This is a genomic window from Paenibacillus sp. CF095, from assembly GCF_900101225.1.
Classification (GTDB): Bacteria; Bacillota; Bacilli; order Paenibacillales; family Paenibacillaceae; genus Paenibacillus.
The window spans coordinates 73,404-91,669 of record NZ_FMZN01000005.1; the positions used below are offsets into that span (position 1 = coordinate 73,404).

At 47.6% G+C, this 18,266-nt stretch carries 16 protein-coding genes; 11 read left to right on the plus strand and 5 right to left on the minus strand.

What is annotated here, in order from left to right; translation table 11 throughout:
- Positions 1-34 precede the first annotated feature (34 nt).
- On the minus strand, positions 35-1,159 hold the full coding sequence (locus BLS69_RS26505) for an LLM class flavin-dependent oxidoreductase (protein WP_091038082.1): 1,125 nt from the start codon (positions 1,157-1,159) through the stop codon (positions 35-37).
- Positions 1,160-1,423: 264 nt separating this feature from the next.
- On the opposite strand from BLS69_RS26505, the gene BLS69_RS26510 reads away from it, so the two are divergent.
- From BLS69_RS26510 to BLS69_RS26555, 10 genes are all read left to right on the plus strand, one after another.
- Entirely contained in the window at positions 1,424-2,809 is a 1,386-nt protein-coding gene (locus BLS69_RS26510) for a hypothetical protein (protein ID WP_091038084.1), read from the plus strand.
- A 209-nt stretch (positions 2,810-3,018) separates the two neighbouring features.
- Positions 3,019-3,543, plus strand: coding sequence for a pyruvate kinase (locus tag BLS69_RS26515; protein WP_091038086.1), 525 nt, complete (start codon positions 3,019-3,021; stop codon positions 3,541-3,543).
- A gap of 310 nt (positions 3,544-3,853) precedes the next feature.
- A complete protein-coding gene (locus BLS69_RS26520) occupies positions 3,854-4,042 on the plus strand; it encodes an aspartyl-phosphate phosphatase Spo0E family protein (RefSeq protein WP_223868875.1) in 189 nt (62 codons plus the stop codon).
- Between the two features lie 241 nt (positions 4,043-4,283).
- On the plus strand, positions 4,284-6,107 hold the full coding sequence (locus tag BLS69_RS26525; RefSeq protein ID WP_091038088.1) for a sensor histidine kinase: 1,824 nt from the start codon (positions 4,284-4,286) through the stop codon (positions 6,105-6,107).
- A 5-nt stretch (positions 6,108-6,112) separates the two neighbouring features.
- The gene (locus BLS69_RS26530) at positions 6,113-6,880 is read left to right on the plus strand and encodes a response regulator transcription factor (protein ID WP_091038090.1); all 768 of its coding nucleotides are present in this window, start codon (positions 6,113-6,115) and stop codon (positions 6,878-6,880) included.
- 103 nt (positions 6,881-6,983) lie between these two features.
- Positions 6,984-8,279, plus strand: a complete 1,296-nt coding sequence (locus BLS69_RS26535; RefSeq protein WP_091038091.1) for an ABC transporter substrate-binding protein — start codon at positions 6,984-6,986, stop codon at positions 8,277-8,279.
- A 30-nt stretch (positions 8,280-8,309) separates the two neighbouring features.
- Positions 8,310-9,020, plus strand: coding sequence for a hypothetical protein (locus tag BLS69_RS26540; protein ID WP_091038093.1), 711 nt, complete (start codon positions 8,310-8,312; stop codon positions 9,018-9,020).
- A gap of 82 nt (positions 9,021-9,102) precedes the next feature.
- A complete protein-coding gene (locus tag BLS69_RS26545) occupies positions 9,103-10,017 on the plus strand; it encodes a carbohydrate ABC transporter permease (protein WP_091038094.1) in 915 nt (304 codons plus the stop codon).
- Positions 10,001-10,855 carry a carbohydrate ABC transporter permease gene (locus BLS69_RS26550; RefSeq protein ID WP_091038096.1) on the plus strand — a complete coding sequence of 285 codons (855 nt, stop codon included), beginning with the start codon at positions 10,001-10,003 and terminating at the stop codon, positions 10,853-10,855. Before BLS69_RS26545 ends, BLS69_RS26550 begins: the two co-directional genes overlap by 17 nt.
- A gap of 59 nt (positions 10,856-10,914) precedes the next feature.
- A complete protein-coding gene (locus BLS69_RS26555; protein WP_091038360.1) occupies positions 10,915-12,252 on the plus strand; it encodes an FAD-dependent oxidoreductase in 1,338 nt (445 codons plus the stop codon).
- 502 nt (positions 12,253-12,754) lie between these two features.
- On the opposite strand, the gene BLS69_RS26560 is transcribed toward BLS69_RS26555, so the two are convergent.
- The 4 genes from BLS69_RS26560 to BLS69_RS26575 form a co-directional block, all read right to left on the minus strand.
- Positions 12,755-13,405: an amino acid ABC transporter permease gene (locus BLS69_RS26560; RefSeq protein ID WP_091038098.1), complete on the minus strand. Its 651-nt coding sequence runs from the start codon at positions 13,403-13,405 to the stop codon at positions 12,755-12,757.
- 223 nt (positions 13,406-13,628) lie between these two features.
- Entirely contained in the window at positions 13,629-14,351 is a 723-nt protein-coding gene (locus tag BLS69_RS26565) for an amino acid ABC transporter permease (protein WP_091038099.1), read from the minus strand.
- 101 nt (positions 14,352-14,452) lie between these two features.
- Positions 14,453-15,283: a transporter substrate-binding domain-containing protein gene (locus tag BLS69_RS26570; protein ID WP_017691036.1), complete on the minus strand. Its 831-nt coding sequence runs from the start codon at positions 15,281-15,283 to the stop codon at positions 14,453-14,455.
- Between the two features lie 39 nt (positions 15,284-15,322).
- Positions 15,323-16,051 (minus strand): amino acid ABC transporter ATP-binding protein, encoded by a 729-nt coding sequence (locus tag BLS69_RS26575; RefSeq protein ID WP_051449904.1) that lies wholly within the window; start codon positions 16,049-16,051, stop codon positions 15,323-15,325.
- 480 nt (positions 16,052-16,531) lie between these two features.
- Between BLS69_RS26575 and BLS69_RS26580 the strand changes: the two genes are divergently transcribed.
- Positions 16,532-18,145 (plus strand): glycoside hydrolase family 28 protein, encoded by a 1,614-nt coding sequence (locus BLS69_RS26580; protein WP_091038101.1) that lies wholly within the window; start codon positions 16,532-16,534, stop codon positions 18,143-18,145.
- The last annotated feature ends 121 nt before the right edge of the window (positions 18,146-18,266 follow it).

The following is an 18,266-nucleotide window of genomic DNA, read 5'->3' on the forward strand; positions in this document are numbered from 1 at the left end:
GAAGGAGCACGTGTATATTGTACGTGGGAGATTGTTAGACCTGGAATATAGGTGAGATGGCTGTGGGCCATGAATCTGTAGCATTAGAGGAAAGGAAGGATGAGTGCTGGGTTAACACCGGGGGTTCATTCCATACCGAACTGGGCAGTTCGCGGCGTAATACAGGGGCAACTTCCTTGGCAAAACGCTCCACTTGCTCCAACTGCTCGCTATGCGTCAGTCCATCTACGCTGATACTCAGCACCTGATGTCCGTAAGCGGCATGATAGTCCAGAATTTTCTCAATGATCTGCTCCGGACTGCCGATTAACGCAGGGCCTCGTGCAATGTTATCCTCCAGATCGGTGAAGGGAGACTGATTATGCTGTGCGGCGGCAGTGGCATGGAACGCTTCATAATATGGCTTATAACGGCGAATGGCTTCTTCACCCGTATCCGCCAGATAGAGACTGCCGGCACCAGAGCCAATTACGGCTTGCTGCGGATCATGACCATAATAATCGAGGCGCTCCCGATAATGATCAATTAACGCTTTGTATTTGGCCTGAGGGTGAAAAGAATTCGACGTGAAGAGCGGCTCGCCATATTTGGCAGCGAGTTCGGTCGAGACCGTGCTGGACGCGCTACCATGCCAGATCGGGATGGATTGCTGAAGCGGCCTGGGCCACGTGGTCACTCCCTCAAGAGGAGTGCGATACGTTCCCTGCCAGGTTACATTCTCTTCAGACCAAAGTCGTTTTAGCAAATGATAGCGTTCATCAAGTGAATCCCATTGTTCCTCTTCGCTTATGCCGAACAGCGGATAGTGCCGAGGGTCATTGCCTTTCCCGATGATCATCTCCAGCCGTCCGCCCGATAATTGATCCAGCGTGGCATAATCCTCGGCAACCCGGACCGGATCAAGTATACTAAGAACAGTAACGGTGGTTAGTAACCGAATGCGTGTGGTTGCTGCGGCTATTGCGGTTAATACGACAGGTGGCGAGGAAGATAGAAAAGGCGCACCGTGTCGTTCACCGATTCCATAGGCATCGAATCCCAGTCGTTCAGCCAGCTTTGCTTGCTCTAATATATTGTGGAATTTCTGCTGAGTCGTCAGAGCTTCCCCGGTTACGGCATTAGGCAGATTCATCATGAGACTAAACAAGGCAAATTTCATCTGACCTTCTCCTCGAACTGAATTGATAATTCCTGTGTCGTATAATCCTATTGAAATACTAGGATATGTAAGTTGGATTAAATGTATCACGTTCTCACGGATTCTTCTAATGGATTTTTTCTATAAGCAGGAACAATCAGGCATAATTGCATACATGTGAAGGAAATTGCCACGATTTTTATTGACCGCTGTAAAATTTAGGATTAAAATTGTGCTTATCATATAAATTCAAAATTATGGATTTTCATTGTGGAGGTGGGATACATGGAACCTACAACTACGATACGCTCATATATTGAGGATTACATCAGGAAACAGGGGTACACCCTGCAGTATTTTGCCGATATATCGGGAGTTAACGCTGGAACGCTTAGCGCAATTATTAAGGGGACTCGGCCCATCGCTATGGCGCAACTGGATCTGATTACCCAAGGCATGAAGCTGGAAGAGGGGTATTTCTACGAGATTTATGGGGCTGAATGTTTCGTGGAATCGGCACCTCATTGGAGGAGACTGGAACCATTCCTGCAACGCTGTGCTGAATTGGACAAGCTGGAATGTATTCATAAGGTTATCCAGGAAGTGACGGATGATCGCTCGTATATCTCCGAGTTGTTCGAGATGGCGGAAGGCATGCTTGAACGTGGACAGACGAAGGCTGCACGGATGTTGTACGAATGTGTGGCAGAGTGTGAGAAATATCAACATTCGGAACGTCTGGCTCTGTGCCAGTATCGCATCTTCACCCTCTCGCTTGGTCAGAATCAACATGATAACCTGCGGGCCGCTGTGCACTTTGAGCCATATATTAATCGGCTGGATGAGGAACGGCAACTGGATGCGATAAAAGACTTGGCGAATACGTATGCTTCACTTCGATATCGGGACAAGGTTTTTAATCTGGCTGAAGAATTAGATCAGAAAACAAAAATTTTACAATCGTATACAAAGAAGAAAATAGATAAAAGCGATAGACTCACTGCCTATCCTTTATTCGTATATAGAGCTTATTCCAATTTGCTTAAATCATCGGCATGTGAGAAGCAGGGACGTTATGAAGAAGCTTTGCTCTATACAGAAGTCTATGCCAAGCTTGCTAAAGTCTCTGAACCGGATGAAGAGGATCAAATTTTTATTGATAAATTCGCTGGTTGGGCAGAAGCCAATACTTATTTATATAGATTAATGATGGGTAATCGAAATGCTTTACCTGCATATGTGGAATTTATTGAAAAAAATGAAGAGGAAATTTTACCTGCAATCATTAATATTTTGGAGGCGGCTAATAAGTTTGATCAAAATATTGATGATATTTTGAATAGGTTCAGCGATCGAATTAACTCGGAAATTAACTGTTTAAAAGGGTACACTGAGCAGATGAAAAATGAAATTTATGCAGCATTCTTGTTGGAACGTTCTCTCTATCACTTAAATCGCCATGAATATCCAGAGGGTTTGAAGCAACTTATGCACTGTCTGAGAGAGTCTGTACGATTTAACAATCAAACAGATATCATTCATTGTATTTCCCTGTATGAGAAGTACAAAAACATGGGTACGGCTGAAATCGAGCATCAGTACAAACTTATCATGATGGAGGTTCAGAAATCTTATGAAAAAAAAGAAGATCTTCTATGTAATCTTGCTTAGCATAATGATTATTAATATAAATCAATTAGCTAATTTGGATAGTGATGTTATTACACAAATAATGTCTGTAACGCATGGCGAAGGAAGACTATAACAGCTAAGATATATTAAATCCTTTCATTAACATGCGTCTTATTTCCGGGATATGGAGATGGGGCGCTTATTTGTACTATCCATTAGATCATCCATAACGAAAAGAGGATTTATCATTGCAGATTGATATTCAGAAGCTTTACGACAAATATATAACGTTAAACATCCCTAATCCATTCACTTTAGAGCAAATTCATGATCGACTAACCAAGAAATACTACGCTGAGAAGGTAGATTTAGAAGAGTTTTCCGACTTGCGCAACGACCCTCATGCGGGATTTGATCAGGCGGTTGCAGCTTATGTATTTAAGGATGAAAGGGGAACCAAGCAATTAATTAGCCTGAACAAGGATGAAGATATCCATGAGCCACTGGAATTTGCATGGATAATCAATTCCACTGTGCGAGGATTTTCTCTTCTATTAACTCTTGAAATCGATGTATTTTATGGGATGGAAGAGAGTGAGATGACTCTTGGCAATAAACGTTTTGAGGAATATCTGATCCTACTCTATTTAACAGGTTACATTGAGTTTGAGAATGACTCCTTCATTAATCCATTGCGTGCTCGTTATCGAGAGGGCTACAGACTTCGTTATTTTGGTATGCAGAACGGTGATGAAAATTATCTATACAAATAGATTACTTTTCAATAAATTTATTAACTTCTCGCGTGAGAAAGGTGCAAGAGATACTTAGGATAAAATGGATAATATGTCCATAAAGCACTTTAACGGTAAAGGATTCGTGTATTCTCAAATACGATATGTAGACATGTTATAATTTTCTTTGCCCACATCTTGTAGAAAAGAAGAGACGTCAACTCTCTATGCAAATTGCTTGATGTTGAAAGTATCTCTATGTAAATAAATATTTTATTCTGCAAAGGAATATAATATGAATTTTTTGGCAATGTATCCTAAAATGTTATACAAAGAGGGGGTGCATGCTGTGAGTGAACCGGTACAGATCACAGATAAAATCGAACGGAACAGGCAAGAGTTGAGTCGTTTGGCGGAGAATCATGGCATGCAGGACAACCAAGTCCTCCGACAGTCCATGGTACTGGACGAGCTTATTAATGAATATAATCGATTCAAATATAAAAGCCATCTCAGGAACAGACAACCGATTGCATAATGCAGTCGGTTTTTTGGTCTAATTAGTGTTCTATAGAAATAGCGTAGTCGACTGTAGCGATACAGTCGGCTTTTTTGCGTTCATCTGAAACTAATGCGGATAACTTGAAATTCCGTACCAATTCTAGGGTTGGCAGGATAGCGAATGATCATTAAAACTGGATATGATGCCCCCAGTTATATCCAGGTTGATCTGTGAAGGGGGCTCATACAATGATCGGGAGAGGGAGGGATGAACGGAAATGATGGACAAGGTACACAGTTATTTCGGGAAAAACGTAAACCTGCGCACCAAGTTGCTCCTGTTGTTCCTGGCGCTGACGTTGCTGCCGCTAAGCTTGCAGGGAATGATGAACTACAAGCATTTCTCGCAGACGATGGATCGCAAGACCGAGCAGTTCACCATTGATATGGTTCGCCAGATTAACGCCAATCTGAATCGGTTGCTGAAGGACTTTGAGCGGTTGTCGCTCTTGCCGCTTTACGATCAGATGGTGCTTAGCATTCTAGGGAAATACAACGCTTCAATGGGGTCGGGTACATGGGCGAGGTCTGAGGATTATCTGAAAATGAAGCTTTACACATCGGGTCAAGCTTATGACCGGCCGGAGATTCGGGGAATACATCTGATCAGCAACAGCGGCATTTTGTTCTCCAATCTCGATTCCCTGGCGGTCAAGCCGGTATGGGACAGTAGGCAGGATGATTGGTTTGCAGAGCTTGAAGGCTCGGAAGGGACATGGCGCCTGCTTCCTCCGCATCAACCCAGCTATTACACGGGTGGTCAGCAAGAATCGTATATATCGGTGGGCAGAGTGCTTCGAGATCCGGGTACGCTCCAGCGATTGGGTTACATTCTGATTGATATCCGTCTGGAGGCCTTCGGTCAACTGTTATCCCATCTGAATTATGAGCAAGATGCAAGTCTGATGATTGTAGACAGCAAGCAGCGTCTGCTGTTCGAACGGACCTCAATCGGAGGAATGTCTGCGTACGACCAGTTGCTAATGCAGGGACAGCTTCAAAGCTATGCAGGAAACCAAAAAGTTGTTCTGGATGGGCAGGCCTATCTCTATGTACAACACCATTCCAGTTATTCCGGGCTTTCGGTAATCAGCCTTACACCTATTGCCGTGATTCAAAAGGAGTCAGGTGAGATGCTCACCTTCACGATATGGTTCGCAGTGTTGTGTATGGCGGGGATAGCGATTCTGGCGGTTCTGTTATCCTATCGTATCACCCGGCCGCTGATTCGACTGAAGCACCACATGATTCGGGTGGAGCAGGGAGATTTTAGCCAGCGGGTAGCACACTTCAGCAGTGATGAATTCGGACAGATAAGCCGGGGCTTTAACCGAATGATGGAAGAGATTCATCGGCTGTTCAATGAGGTATTTCTGCTGGGCATTCAAGAGCGGGAGGCAGAGTTGTCAGCGTTGCAAAGCCAGATGAACCCCCATTTTATATACAACACGCTGGAGTCCATTAACATGATGGCCATTCGCCAGAAGCACGCAGAGGTGTCGGACATGGTGACAGCGCTTGGCAAGCTGCTGCGTTATACGATTGATAAGGTGGACCGGATGGTTCCACTTGGGGAAGAACTGGCTTTTGTACAATCCTATGTACGCATTCAGCAGGTACGTTACGACGGTAAGTTGGAGATTATCTATGACATCGAAGAAGGGATAACCGAGTATTTGATTCCCAAGCTGGTACTGCAACCGCTGGTGGAGAATGCAGTCTACCATGGCATTGAAGGGCAGGAAAATGGAGGAGTAATCTGGGTATCTGCCTTGAAATTCGACCAGGAGCTGCTGATTAGCGTACGAGACAACGGTAAGGGTATGACTCAGGCAAAGATTGACGAGTTAAACGAATCCATATCGAAACAGCCTTCCAGTCAGGCATTACGTTGCCATGCCGGGGACAGTCTGGGGCTTAACAATATCGCCCAGAGGCTTCGCCTCATGTATGGAGAAGGCGGCAGCCTAAGTATTGATGGAAGTCCAGGGCAGGGCCTGGTGGTCACGATATCCATTCATCTTCTACCGAAAGGGGATTAAAGCGCATGTATAAAGTATTGCTTGTAGAGGATGAGATGGTCATCCGTCAGGGACTAAGGGAGCTGATCGTACAAGCGTCTTCTCAGTTTCAGGTAACGGGCGAAGCGTCGAGCGGTACCGAGGCATTGGATTTTCTGAGATGTGAGGTGCCGGATGTGTTAATCACGGATATCCGCATGCGTGAAATGGACGGATTAACTTTGGTAAGCAAAGCCAGAGACATGTACCCTGAATTGTTAATGCTCATCATTAGCGGCTACGGCGAGTTTGAATATGCACGCAGAGCGATGGAGTTCGGGGTGTTGAACTACCTGTTGAAGCCAATCGATCGTTATGAACTGGCATTATGCATACAAAAGATTCAGTTGCTGCTGGATCGCAGATACGGTATAACAACCCTTTCTATCCCTGAGCCATCTGGGAAAACAGAACACGCTGGTGGAGATACGCGGAAGATTATCCGAGATGTGAAGGAGCACATCAAGCAACATCCCGATGGAGATCTGCGACTTCAGACGATAGCAGACCTCGTTAACTTGAACCCTACTTATTTAAGCCAGTTGTTCAAGAACGAAATAGGCATCAATTATTCCGAATACATCACGGAGGCACGTATGGAGCGGGCCAAGTGGTTGCTGATCAACACGGGTCTCAAAATCTATGATGTGGCACGGTTATCCGGGCATCAGAGCCCCAAACACTTCATGTTGGTGTTCAAGCAGCAGGTGGGATGGACCGCGGGAGAATATCGAGACCGATTCAGTATCTCTTGAAAAACCATACCATTTCTGTAGTTGACGTGATTTAAGGGGGAACGTTGCTTTCGTTATACTTTGGTTGCACCTGTATACCACGATGTCCATAAGGGGGATTTCCATGAAAAAAGCAGGACTGATACTGATGCTTGTACTTATGATGATGGCTTCAATCGCGTGCACAAGCTCCAATTCCAGCAGTGAACCTGGCAGTGCAGGCGGGGAGAATGGAGAGGTGGAGCTGAAGTTCATGATGTGGGGCAATCAGGCGCATATGGATGTGTACAACAAGTTGATCGATGACTTCACAAAGGAAAATCCAGGCATCAAAGTAACGATGGAATCCGTACCTTTCGCAGAATACCAGCAAAAAATTTCGGTGCTTGCCGCCGGAGGCTCCCTTCCCGATCTCGCCTGGGTATCGGAGCGAATGGTACCACAATTCAAGTCCAATCACATTCTGGCCGATGTATCCGAGTTCAAGGATGATGCACAGTTTAAGCTGGATGATTATATTCCAAGTACATTGGATTTGTTCCGTGATGGCGACCAACTGCTGGGGCTACCTTTTTCTACACCTCCGGTAGTCATGTTTTACAATAAAACGCTGTTCGACAAGGCCGGTCTGACTGATCCAAACACACTTGCCACCCAAGGACAATGGACATGGGAACAGTTCGAAGAGTCCGCCAAAGCCATTACCAGTAAGGATGCGACCAACCGAGTCTATGGTGCCAACTTTTTTCGCGACTGGAAGACATGGGCGGTGCTTTCCTCCTACTCCTGGTCCAATGGAAGCGGTCCATTCGACGAAGGCATGACAACGTTCACTTGGAACGATGCCTATGGCGTACAGACCTTTGAATTGCTGGAACGCATGATGTTCACCGATGAATCACACCCAAAGGCGGGGGAACAGGTCAGCTTCGATGCGGGTAATGTGGGCATGTTCTTTGATAATTACAGCTATGTTTCCAAAGCAAGAGAAATTACGGATTTTGAATGGAGCATCGCTCCTATGCCTTCCGGTTCTCAAGGCAGTGTGCCGATGCTAGGGCAGGCCGGATATGCCATGTTCAACGACAGCAAACATCCAGAGGAAACGAAGAAACTGTTGAAGTATTTTGCCAGTGAGCAGGGGATTCAGGCGACAGCCACCTACTTTGTGCCTCCGCGTACCTCTGTTCTGAACTCAGATGCATTCATTCTTCAGCCGAATAATCCGAGCAAAGAGCATATCGTGCAGGCCGTTATTGATGAAATGCCCAAAGCGCGCTTAATCCCCGGTCATATCCGTTGGCAGGATATCGACAATGCGGTATTGCAGGGATTTGACCGACTGTTTGCAAAGACAGCGACAGCTGAGGATAACCTGAAACAAATGCAGGAAGAGATCCAAAGTGTGTTGCAACCCTAAAACATTCGATCGAAACCGGAGGTGAGAACGATGGGCAAATTCAAAGAATTACTTGAACGGAAACCGCTGTCGCTGGTGGTCAGTCTGCCTGAGAATGATATTGGTTTGGCTCGGGCAGCCATGGAAGAGGGCGCTGATGCACTGAAGGTGCATTATAATGTCGGTCATCGCGCCAGCGGGAATCATTTTGGTCCATTAGACATGTATGCCGAGGTGTTTCGGGCGATCCGAAGTGAGTTTGGTGGTCCGCTTGGGGTCGTACCTTCTGGCAGTATTGATGGAGCAAGGCGAGAGGATGTGGAGGGGCTTTCCGGGCTGGGTTTTGATTTCTATTCCATCTATGCACATCACTTGCCATCCTTCATGTTGAATGACTTGGGGCTGGACCCAACGTTTGCGATCAATGAAGAATATGATGCTTCCCTCGTAACATCGGCAGCGTACTTCGGCTTCACCGCTCTGGAGGCATCCATTGTACCTGGAAAAGAATATGGTACACCGCTCAGCTTCGCGGATGTGCTTAAGTATCGCCGTCTGGTCCTGCAAGCCCAGATACCGGTATTGGTTCCTTCCCAGCGAAGGCTGGTGCCGGAGGATGTTCGGGTGCTGCGCGATACCGGGGTAAAGGCGATTATGCTTGGAGCGGTCGTGACTGGCAACACGGAGGAACAGCTGCGAAGGGCTGTGAACGGGTTTCGCAATGCGGTGGACTGTCTGAACCGTCCGGACTATATAAGTTGAACTAAAGAATATTTACACTTGCCACTCCGATGCCAGAACAACCCCAGCTTCAGAGGAAAAGTCTAATAAAGGAGGGCTGATTGTGACCCATTCACGCAAGCGCAAAAGAGGGGGGCCGCTCGCCAGAGAGGCCCAGATCGCGGGGTGGCTTTTTGTATCGCCGATGGTGCTTGGGTTTACCCTGCTGCTGTTATTTCCCATGGGTCTCGCGTTATACATGAGTCTAACCGATTGGCCGCTGCTGGGGGATCATCATTTTATTGGAATGGATAATTACCGGAATATTATGACAGACGCCATGTTCTGGAAAGTGCTTGCCAATACGGTCTATTTCACAGCGGGGCTGGTACCGCTTAATATTGTGCTCGCCCTGCTGCTCGCATTGCTGCTATCCAGAAGTATTCGCGGCATCGGAATTTTCCGAACAGCGATCTTTGTTCCGGTCATGACTTCGTTGATCGTGTGGGCCATCGTGTGGAAGCTGATGTATGCAACAGAGTCAGGATTGATTAATCAGCTTCTGTTGATGGCCGGCATCAAGGGTCCGGCCTGGCTATACAATGAAGATTTGGCAATGCCGGCGGTGATTGTGACAAGTGTACTGAAAAATGTAGGTCTGAATATGGTGCTGTTCATTGCAGCCATTCAGCAGGTACCGCGTTCACTGTACGAAGCAGCAACATTGGACGGTGCGGGCAGAAGGGGAACCTTCTTTCACGTCACGCTGCCCATGATCACACCGACAGTGTTTTTGACAGTAGTCATGACCGTGATTGGTTCACTCAAAGTATTCGGGCAGATCTATGTGATGACACAGGGCGGGCCGAGCAACAGCACAAAGGTATTGGTTTATTATATCTGGGAAAAAGCATTCAAATTATTTCAGTTTGGCTACGCTTCTGCTCTTGCGTATGTACTGTTCTTTATCGTGCTAATTCTGACGCTGCTGCAATGGCAGCTCCGAAAGAGGTGGGTATTCAATGAAGGCGATGCCTAGTCCCTCGGGGCGGAAGATAGGAAGTACTCTGGGGACGTATTTGTTGCTGACTCTGATTTCCCTCATTATGATTGTGCCATTTATCTGGATGATATCGACATCATTCAAGGAACCCCAGAGCATATTCACCTATCCACCGCAGTGGATACCGGAAACATTCCGATTTCAGAACTATATCGATGTCTTTCGATTGATTCCGTTTCACCGTTTTTATTGGAACAGTATCTACATTTCTACGTTGGTTGTGCTAGGAACAGTATTCTTTGCCTCTCTCGCCGGTTATGCATTTGCCAAAATTCCGTTTAAGGGACGTAATGTGGTATTTCTCATCCTGCTGAGTGCAATGATGATTCCCCATGAGGTGACTGCGATACCGATGTTTCTGTTCATGCGGCAGCTGGGGTGGATTGATACCCATCTTCCGCTGATATTATTGCCGATCTTTGGCGCGGGTGGTGTGTTTGGCATCTTTGTGATGCGGCAGTTCTTCATTACGGTGCCAACGGAACTGGAAGAAGCGGCGATGATTGACGGCTGCAACCGATTCCGGATATATGCGCGAATTATGCTGCCCATTGCCAAGCCGGGTATGGCTACGCTGACGATCTTCACATTTGTGACGATCTGGAATGAGTTTTTTGATCCGTTGATCTTCATTAACTCGCGTGATCTAATGACGCTGCCGCTTGGATTATCCCTGTTTACAGATGAAGTGGGTACAGCCTGGCAATATCTGATGAGCGCCACCGTCATGGCAACCTTGCCACTGTTAATTGTTTTTTTCCTGGCACAACGGCGCTTCATTGAGGGAGTTGCCATGACGGGACTGAAAGAGTAAACCGTGCAATACGTGCAATAGAACGGAAGGAGGGACAACATTTGCGTGAACAGAAGAGTATGAAAAAGGAAGAAGCAGATGTCGTTATTGTGGGAGGGGGCCCTGCGGGTATAGCGGCAGCCATTGCGGCTGGAAGGCAGGGTATACGAACAGTGCTGGTGGAACGATATGGATTCGTGGGCGGGATGTCAACTGCCGCTATGGTTTATCCCTGGATGACTTTCCATACGGAGCGCGGTGAGCAGGTTATTAAAGGTATTGCGCAGGAGATCGTGGATCGTTTGCAGGCACGTGGCGGCTCTCCGGGGCATCTGCGCGATACAGTTGGATTTGTGCATACCGTCACGCCGTACCATCCAGCCATCTTTCAGGTGGTTGCAGCAGAGATGTTGCAGGAGGCTGGTGTCCGGCTTCTGTTGCACAGCTTTGTGGACGAGGTGGTCGTTGTAGATGATCGGGTGGAAGCGGTGCGAGTGACCAACAAGTCTGGAAGAAAGGAGTTCCGGGCGGACGTATTTGTGGATGCAAGCGGCGATGCGGATCTGGCTTATCTTGCGGGTGCTTCTGTGGCAAAGGGACGAGACGGCGACCATCAGTCGCAGCCGATGACCATGAAATTCCGCATGCGTGGTGTCGATCTTGGACGAGTGAAACAATACATGCTGGAGCACCCGGAGGATTTCTATGTGAAAACTCCCTCTGCTGAACTGCACAGCATTCCATTAACCGGGGTGAGTGGTTTCTACTCCCAGTGGAAAAAAGCAGGTGTGCCGATTAATCGCGACCAGGTATTGTTTTTTACCGGACCGGCAGAAGATGAAGTGCTGATTAATTGTACCCGGGTACAGGGACTTGATGCGACAGATGCCGAGGATCTGACCTCTGCGGAACAGGAAGGCCGGAAGCAGGTGCTGATGATCGCTGAGTTTTTGCAGCGTGATGTGCCTGGCTTCGAACGAGCTTCGATCTCGGCAGTAGCGCCGCAGATTGGCATTCGTGAATCGAGACGAATCATAGGTCATTACGCATTGACCCGGACGGATGTAGTTGCAGGACAAAAGTTTGACGATGTAATTGCCAGAAGTGGTTATCCGATTGATATCCATGACCCTTCGGGTCAAGGTGTGGTGGCTGCCTTTATAGAGGGGGATGGGGCGTATGATATTCCGTATCGCTGTCTGATCTCTAGCAATATCCGCAATCTGCTGGCGGCAGGACGCTGCATCTCTACCACACATGAGGCGCATGCAACGACAAGGCTGACTCCAAGCTGCATGGCTACCGGGGAGGCCGCGGGGACAGCGGCTGCACTAACAGTGAAGATGAAGCTGGACCCGGTGGAACTGCCGATCGAGCTGCTACAGGCGGAATTACGTCACAACGGAGCGGCGATCTAGCGGATGAGCTGAGTCTGGGCTAAAAGGCGAATCGGGCGAATCATTAATAGTGGGAGTGGGTGTTTATTTAATTCGCGGTGGCTTAAGTTTTAACGAACCTGAGACGACTAATGTGGGGCTATAAGCTGAAATGAAAAATGTAACGAATCTCAGTGAAGTTATTTTACTCAAAACTCTGAAATAGGGGGTAAAAGTGGGGGGAATCGGAAGAATAGAGCGTCTACGATTCGTTAGATTAGAAACTATCCCAAAAATAGCTAAATAAGCTTCCTTCAGTTCGTTAGAGATTGATGGGGAGCTTGTACATTGATGAGCATAACTGTAGCCCCAAAGACTCCAATTCCACTGCATGGGTGGATTTAGAGTCTTTGGGGCGCTTTCATTTTTTTCATCCATTTGGTTCTTTCCTTCATGCCTAATCATATCTGATCAATCACGGGGTCTCGGTTCGTTCATGTTCCATCATGTTTCGTATTCTTTCATGCCTTATTCTCTCCGATTATCAATTCATCCGTGCCTCAAGTCGCCTTGCGACAATGGACAGCGCGTAGTTGATGACAAAATACAATACGGCTGCGAGCAGCAGGGCCGGGATAATGTAATCGAAACTTTGACCGCCAAGGATCTGCACGTTGTGCATCAACTCCGGCAGAGAGATGATGATCGCCAGTGAAGTATCCTTCAGGAGTGAGATGAATTGGCTGACCATCGGCGGGGACATGCGGCGTAGCGCCTGTGGCATGATAATGCCACTTAGGGTCTGCATGTAGCTCAGGCCCGAGGAGCGGGCAGCTTCCACCTGACCGCGCTCAACGGACTTCAGACCGCTACGGACGATCTCGGCGATCATCGCGCCTTCAAACAGACTCAGTCCAACAACTGTGGACCAGAAGACGGACATTTTAATCCCGAGCTGTGGAAGTACCATGTGAATGAAGAAAATGATGAGCAGCAGCGGCAGATTCCGGATCGTATCCACAATCACTGCCACGATCTGTGACAGAACAGGGATACGAGTAAACCGGATCGTACCCAGCACAGTGCCAAGCACAAAGCTGAATATAATGGATAGCCCTGCTACCTGCAGGGTAATCAGGAATCCATGAAGCAGGAAACGAAGGTTGGGCCACGCATAGGCCCCGCTAAAGTCCATATTTTATTAGCCTCCTTCTGTATGCAGGAATAGAATATTGAAGATCAATAGATGGGGCATGGACTGTGTATAAAGCAACTCAAGCACTGTAGCAGTGAATTACAATATGCACTGTGACATGATCACCAATGCCAGTAAAACACAGACGATCCAGTACTCATTTAAACCACTTGGACAAGCCAATATATTTCCCTAAAAACCTGCGCAGGTACAAGTCGATCTGTTACATGGTGACCTGACCTGCCGGTTTGTTCTTTTTCGGTTTGCCTTTGATGCTGCGCGCCTCTGCATCGCTCTGTCCAAACCTGCGCTCCATATAATGCACCAGGAAGCTAAGTGGTAGTGTCATTACCAGATAGAACAGCGCAACAATGGTGTACACACTTAGCGGTTGGAACGTATCCGAGTTAACCAGGTCGGCAAAATACATAAGATCCATACCGGCGACAACGGCAAGAATGGATGAGTTTTTGACCAAATTGATGAACTGGTTGCCGATGGACGGCAGTACAATCTTGATGGCCTGGGGCAGAATGATCAGGTTCATGGCCTGTACATAGGACAAGCCGGAAGACCTTGCTGCTTCCAGTTGTCCACGCGGCACCGTCTGAATACCCGCTCGGATCGCTTCGGCAATGAAAGCGGCGGTGTAGATGGTCAGACCCAGAGTACCGGAGACAAATCCATCCAGCGAGATACCTAGTGCAGGCAGTCCAAGATAGAAGAAAAACACAACCAACAGCAATGGGATGTTTCGGATAAATTCCACAAAAGCCGTGCCGATCCAGTTCAGCGGTTTCACAGGGGATATCCGAAAGATAGCCAGGATCGCGCCAAGGATAAAGCTGCCAATGAGAGCCATAATGCTCACTTGAATCGTATTCAGGAACCCTTCCAGAAAACGATCCGAGTGTCGCATTAGTACGCTGAAATCCAATGTGCCCATATAGGCGAAGCCTCCGTTCTCCAGATGTAGAAACGGCGATTACGTCTGCTCATGCTTCGCATCCAGCAGACGAATTCGCCGCTTACCTATCTTAATTCGGGTTACTCGGGCTTGGAGCCCAGCCATTTCTCATGTAAAGTGTCATATTCCCCGCTGTCTTTCATGCTTTTGAGCAGCGTGTTGACTTCCTCCACGAAGGCAGTGTCGCCTTTGCGAATGGCCATACCATAAGGTTCGCTTGTGAAATTGCCACCAACCAATTGGAAGCTGTTATCCGTCTGTTGCATGCCGATGAGGATGATGTTATCTGTGGTCAGCGCTTCGCCTTTACCTGCTTTGAGAGCAGTGAATGCATCCTGATAGTTATCGAATTCAAGCACCTCAGCATCCGGGGCTTTCTCGCGAATATTCTGAGCGGATGTGGAGCCTTTCACCGCGAGTACTTTCACCCCGCTGAGGCTTTCCAGGCCGGTAATCGCACTGTCGTTTTTCACCAGCAGGGATTGGCCTGCTTCAAAATAAACATCACTGAAATCTACCTGTTCCTTACGCTCATCCGTAATTGTCATTGTGGCGATGATGATGTCGATGTCTCCATTTTGCAGCATGGGAATACGTGTCTTGGAAGTGACCTCTTTCAGTTCAACCTTTGTCTCATCTCCAAGGATCTGTTTGGCGAGTGCCTTGGCGATATCAATATCGAATCCTTCAACGTTGCCACTTGCGGGATCTTTCAAGCCAAACAGCTTCGTATCGTATTTCACACCGGCGATGAGCTTACCGCGTTCCTTAATCCGCTCAATCGTGCCTTTTGCCTCGGCATCGCCACCACCGCTCGCTGAAGGTGTATCTGTACCTGTACTACAACCTGACAATACAAGGGAGAGAATGAGGACAAGCATAAATGATGGCCATTTCAATAATTTCTTCATGAATAAAGACCCCTTTCAAAATGGAATAGTGGATTATTCTCAATGATGAATCAGACGGCTCAGGAATTGCTGTGCTCGTTCTTCTCTGGGGTTGTCAAAAAATTCGGCAGCGTTGGCCTCTTCTACAATTCGGCCTTCGTCCATGAAGATGACCCGGTCCGCAACTTCGCGGGCGAATCCCATCTCATGGGTAACAACGACCATAGTCATGCCATTATGGGCAAGGGAACGCATAACATCGAGGACTTCCCCGATCATCTCGGGATCGAGAGCAGAGGTAGGTTCGTCAAAAAGCATGATTTTGGGCTCCATGGCGAGTCCTCTGGCGATGGCTACCCGTTGTTGCTGTCCACCGGACAACTGGGAGGGATAACTGTCTGCTTTGTCGGCAATGCCCACTCGGGTCAGATACTTCATTGCTGTTGCGGCTGCTTGTTCTTTGGGTTGTTTGCGCACCTTCATGGGTGCAAGGGTAATGTTATCGATGACTTTTTTGTGAGGATAAAGATTGAAGTGTTGAAATACCATGCCGATGTCACGGCGGAAGAGGTTAATGTCCACCTTTTTCTGATGTAGAGGAATCCCACTGACGACAAGTTCACCTTCGGTAATGGTCTCCAGGCGGTTAATACAGCGGAGTAACGTGCTTTTGCCGGAGCCGGAAGGTCCGATAATGACGACGACCTCTCCTTCTTCAATGTGAAGATGGATATCCTTGAGGACATGAAAATGACCGAAATGTTTCTGGACACCCCTAAATTCAATCAAGAGTACACCCCATCCTTTCTGCAACGTCTGTGTGTAAAAGGAATAATAAGGAATAAATTGAAACTAGTTATTTAATCATACATAGTCATCCTGCTTATGGCAATTGGTTTGTGATAAAACATGACATAAGTAATGGGTTTTCTAGGGCTATAGCCAGTAAATGTGTTACATATCTGTCATGTTATTAAATGTCTTGTGACGAATCCTGACAGAAAAATGAATCTATTCTCCTAGTTATTTACCAACCTTTGGAATAGTTGTATAGAGTATACTGAAAGTGATGTTTGATTTATGACTCTGATTAACAAAACAAATAGCATCAAGTTCCAGGTGTACATGGCAAGAAAGCTCAACCCTACACGTCATGCCATTGATATGATGGAGTGAGAGAGCGTCCGTTTGAACGTAAGTAAGGAAAGTAAAAGCGATGTATTGATCCCATAACCATTCCATTACATGTAGAGAGGATGATTCTGCACGATGAATACATATCACTCCCCAATATCGACAGGAGCAAGTGCCCAGTCCGATGTTCGAGCTTATGAAGCCGATTTGCCTGTCATTCCTGCTCAGGATTTTCAGCTTACAGACTATGGAGCTGTTGGAGACGGCGTAACAGATAATACGGAGATGTTCCGACTTGCCATCTCTTCATGTGCTGAAGCAGGAGGTGGAAGAATCGTAATTCCTGCCGGGGTATGGCTCACAGGTCCGATTGTAATGCGCAGCCGTATCGAACTACATGTGGAAGCAGGGGCACTGGTTACGTTTAGCCGAGATTTTGATCAATACCCATTAATTGCATCAAGCTTCGAAGGCTGGCAGGTGGTACGTTGCCAATCCCCGATCGATGGTGATCAACTGGAGGATATTGCGATTACTGGTGAGGGGATATGGGATGGGGGCGGTGAGGCATGGCGTCCGGTAAAACGCTCCAAAATGACCACTTCACAATGGAACCGATTAGTCGCTTCTGGTGGTGTTGTAGAGCAATCCGGTGGAGATGAAGAAATCTGGTGGCCTACCACAGCTGCACTTGAGGGCGGTACTATCGCGAATCGGTTGCATCAGGAGCAGGTACGTGATGTCTCTGCCTATGAAGAAGTCAGAGACTTTTTGCGTCCCAACATGGTCAGCTTGCGCAGATGCAAACGGGTATTGCTGGACGGTCCAACGTTCCAGAACTCGCCTGCATGGAATCTGCACCCCTGGGCATCTGAGCATGTCACCATTCGTAACGTGAGTGTGCGAAATCCGTGGTTTTCTCAGAATGGAGATGGGCTGGACATTGAATCCTGTCGTCATGTAGTGGTGGAGAAGAGTGTATTCGATGTCGGTGATGATGCGATCTGTCTGAAATCAGGCAAGGATGCCGAAGGCCGTGAACTGGGTCTTCCATCGGAGTACATCACCATTCGGGATTCCACGGTGTATCACGGTCATGGCGGGTTTGTAATTGGCAGTGAAATGTCCGGTGGTGTGCGGCATGTGCGTGTGTCGGATTGTACGTTTATCGGCACGGACATTGGACTTCGCTTCAAAAGCGCACGTGGGCGCGGCGGAGTGGTTGAGGACATTCAGATTGAGCGCATATATATGAAAGATATCATTATGGAAGCGATCTCGTTTTCCTTTTTCTATGCAAATCAGGAAGGGTCTGCCCGGGGCAGTGATCTATCTCAGGACATTAGCGAAGAGACGCCAGTGTTCCGGGATATTCGAATATCGGATGTGGTCTGTGCCGGTGCCGACACTGCGTTGCTTGTGAGTGGATTGCCGGAACTGCCTTTGGATGGGGTGATCATCCAGCGTTACAACGTGCAAGCTCGCAGTGGTATCCAATGTGCTCATGCAAAACATCTGCATATCGCTGAATTGCAGGCGCAGATCACTGAAGGTCCGCTGGTTCATTTGCACCAGTGCAAAGGGGCAGAATTAGAGAGCATTCAGGGCAAAGGCGCAGATGGCCGACTTCTGATGGTGACCGGACACGAGTCCGCAGGCATTGTATGTCGTGAAGGCGATGCTGACACAGATGGTCGTCAGATCTCTGTGGGTCCTGAAGTACGAAGTGGCGTGATCATTCGCAGGTAAAAAGTATGTAGTAGGGTTTAGACAAGTTGGTCCAATTCAGCCGTAGTGGTGCAGCCATAGATCCAGTAATCGCGATGCCTTTTGATATAAGGAGTACGTAATCTCTGGAGCTAGGCTACCC

Coding starts and splice junctions, on each gene's coding strand:
- BLS69_RS26570 (WP_017691036.1), bottom strand. CDS start 15,283: ATGAAGAAATTATTGAAATGGCCATCATTTATGCTTGTCCTCATTCTC.
- BLS69_RS26530 (WP_091038090.1), top strand. CDS start 6,113: ATGTATAAAGTATTGCTTGTAGAGGATGAGATGGTCATCCGTCAGGGA.
- BLS69_RS26510 (WP_091038084.1), top strand. CDS start 1,424: ATGGAACCTACAACTACGATACGCTCATATATTGAGGATTACATCAGG.
- BLS69_RS26550 (WP_091038096.1), top strand. CDS start 10,001: ATGAAGGCGATGCCTAGTCCCTCGGGGCGGAAGATAGGAAGTACTCTG.
- BLS69_RS26535 (WP_091038091.1), top strand. CDS start 6,984: ATGAAAAAAGCAGGACTGATACTGATGCTTGTACTTATGATGATGGCT.
- BLS69_RS26555 (WP_091038360.1), top strand. CDS start 10,915: ATGAAAAAGGAAGAAGCAGATGTCGTTATTGTGGGAGGGGGCCCTGCG.
- BLS69_RS26540 (WP_091038093.1), top strand. CDS start 8,310: ATGGGCAAATTCAAAGAATTACTTGAACGGAAACCGCTGTCGCTGGTG.
- BLS69_RS26560 (WP_091038098.1), bottom strand. CDS start 13,405: ATGGACTTTAGCGGGGCCTATGCGTGGCCCAACCTTCGTTTCCTGCTT.
- BLS69_RS26525 (WP_091038088.1), top strand. CDS start 4,284: ATGATGGACAAGGTACACAGTTATTTCGGGAAAAACGTAAACCTGCGC.
- BLS69_RS26580 (WP_091038101.1), top strand. CDS start 16,532: ATGAATACATATCACTCCCCAATATCGACAGGAGCAAGTGCCCAGTCC.
- BLS69_RS26505 (WP_091038082.1), bottom strand. CDS start 1,159: ATGAAATTTGCCTTGTTTAGTCTCATGATGAATCTGCCTAATGCCGTA.
- BLS69_RS26565 (WP_091038099.1), bottom strand. CDS start 14,351: ATGGGCACATTGGATTTCAGCGTACTAATGCGACACTCGGATCGTTTT.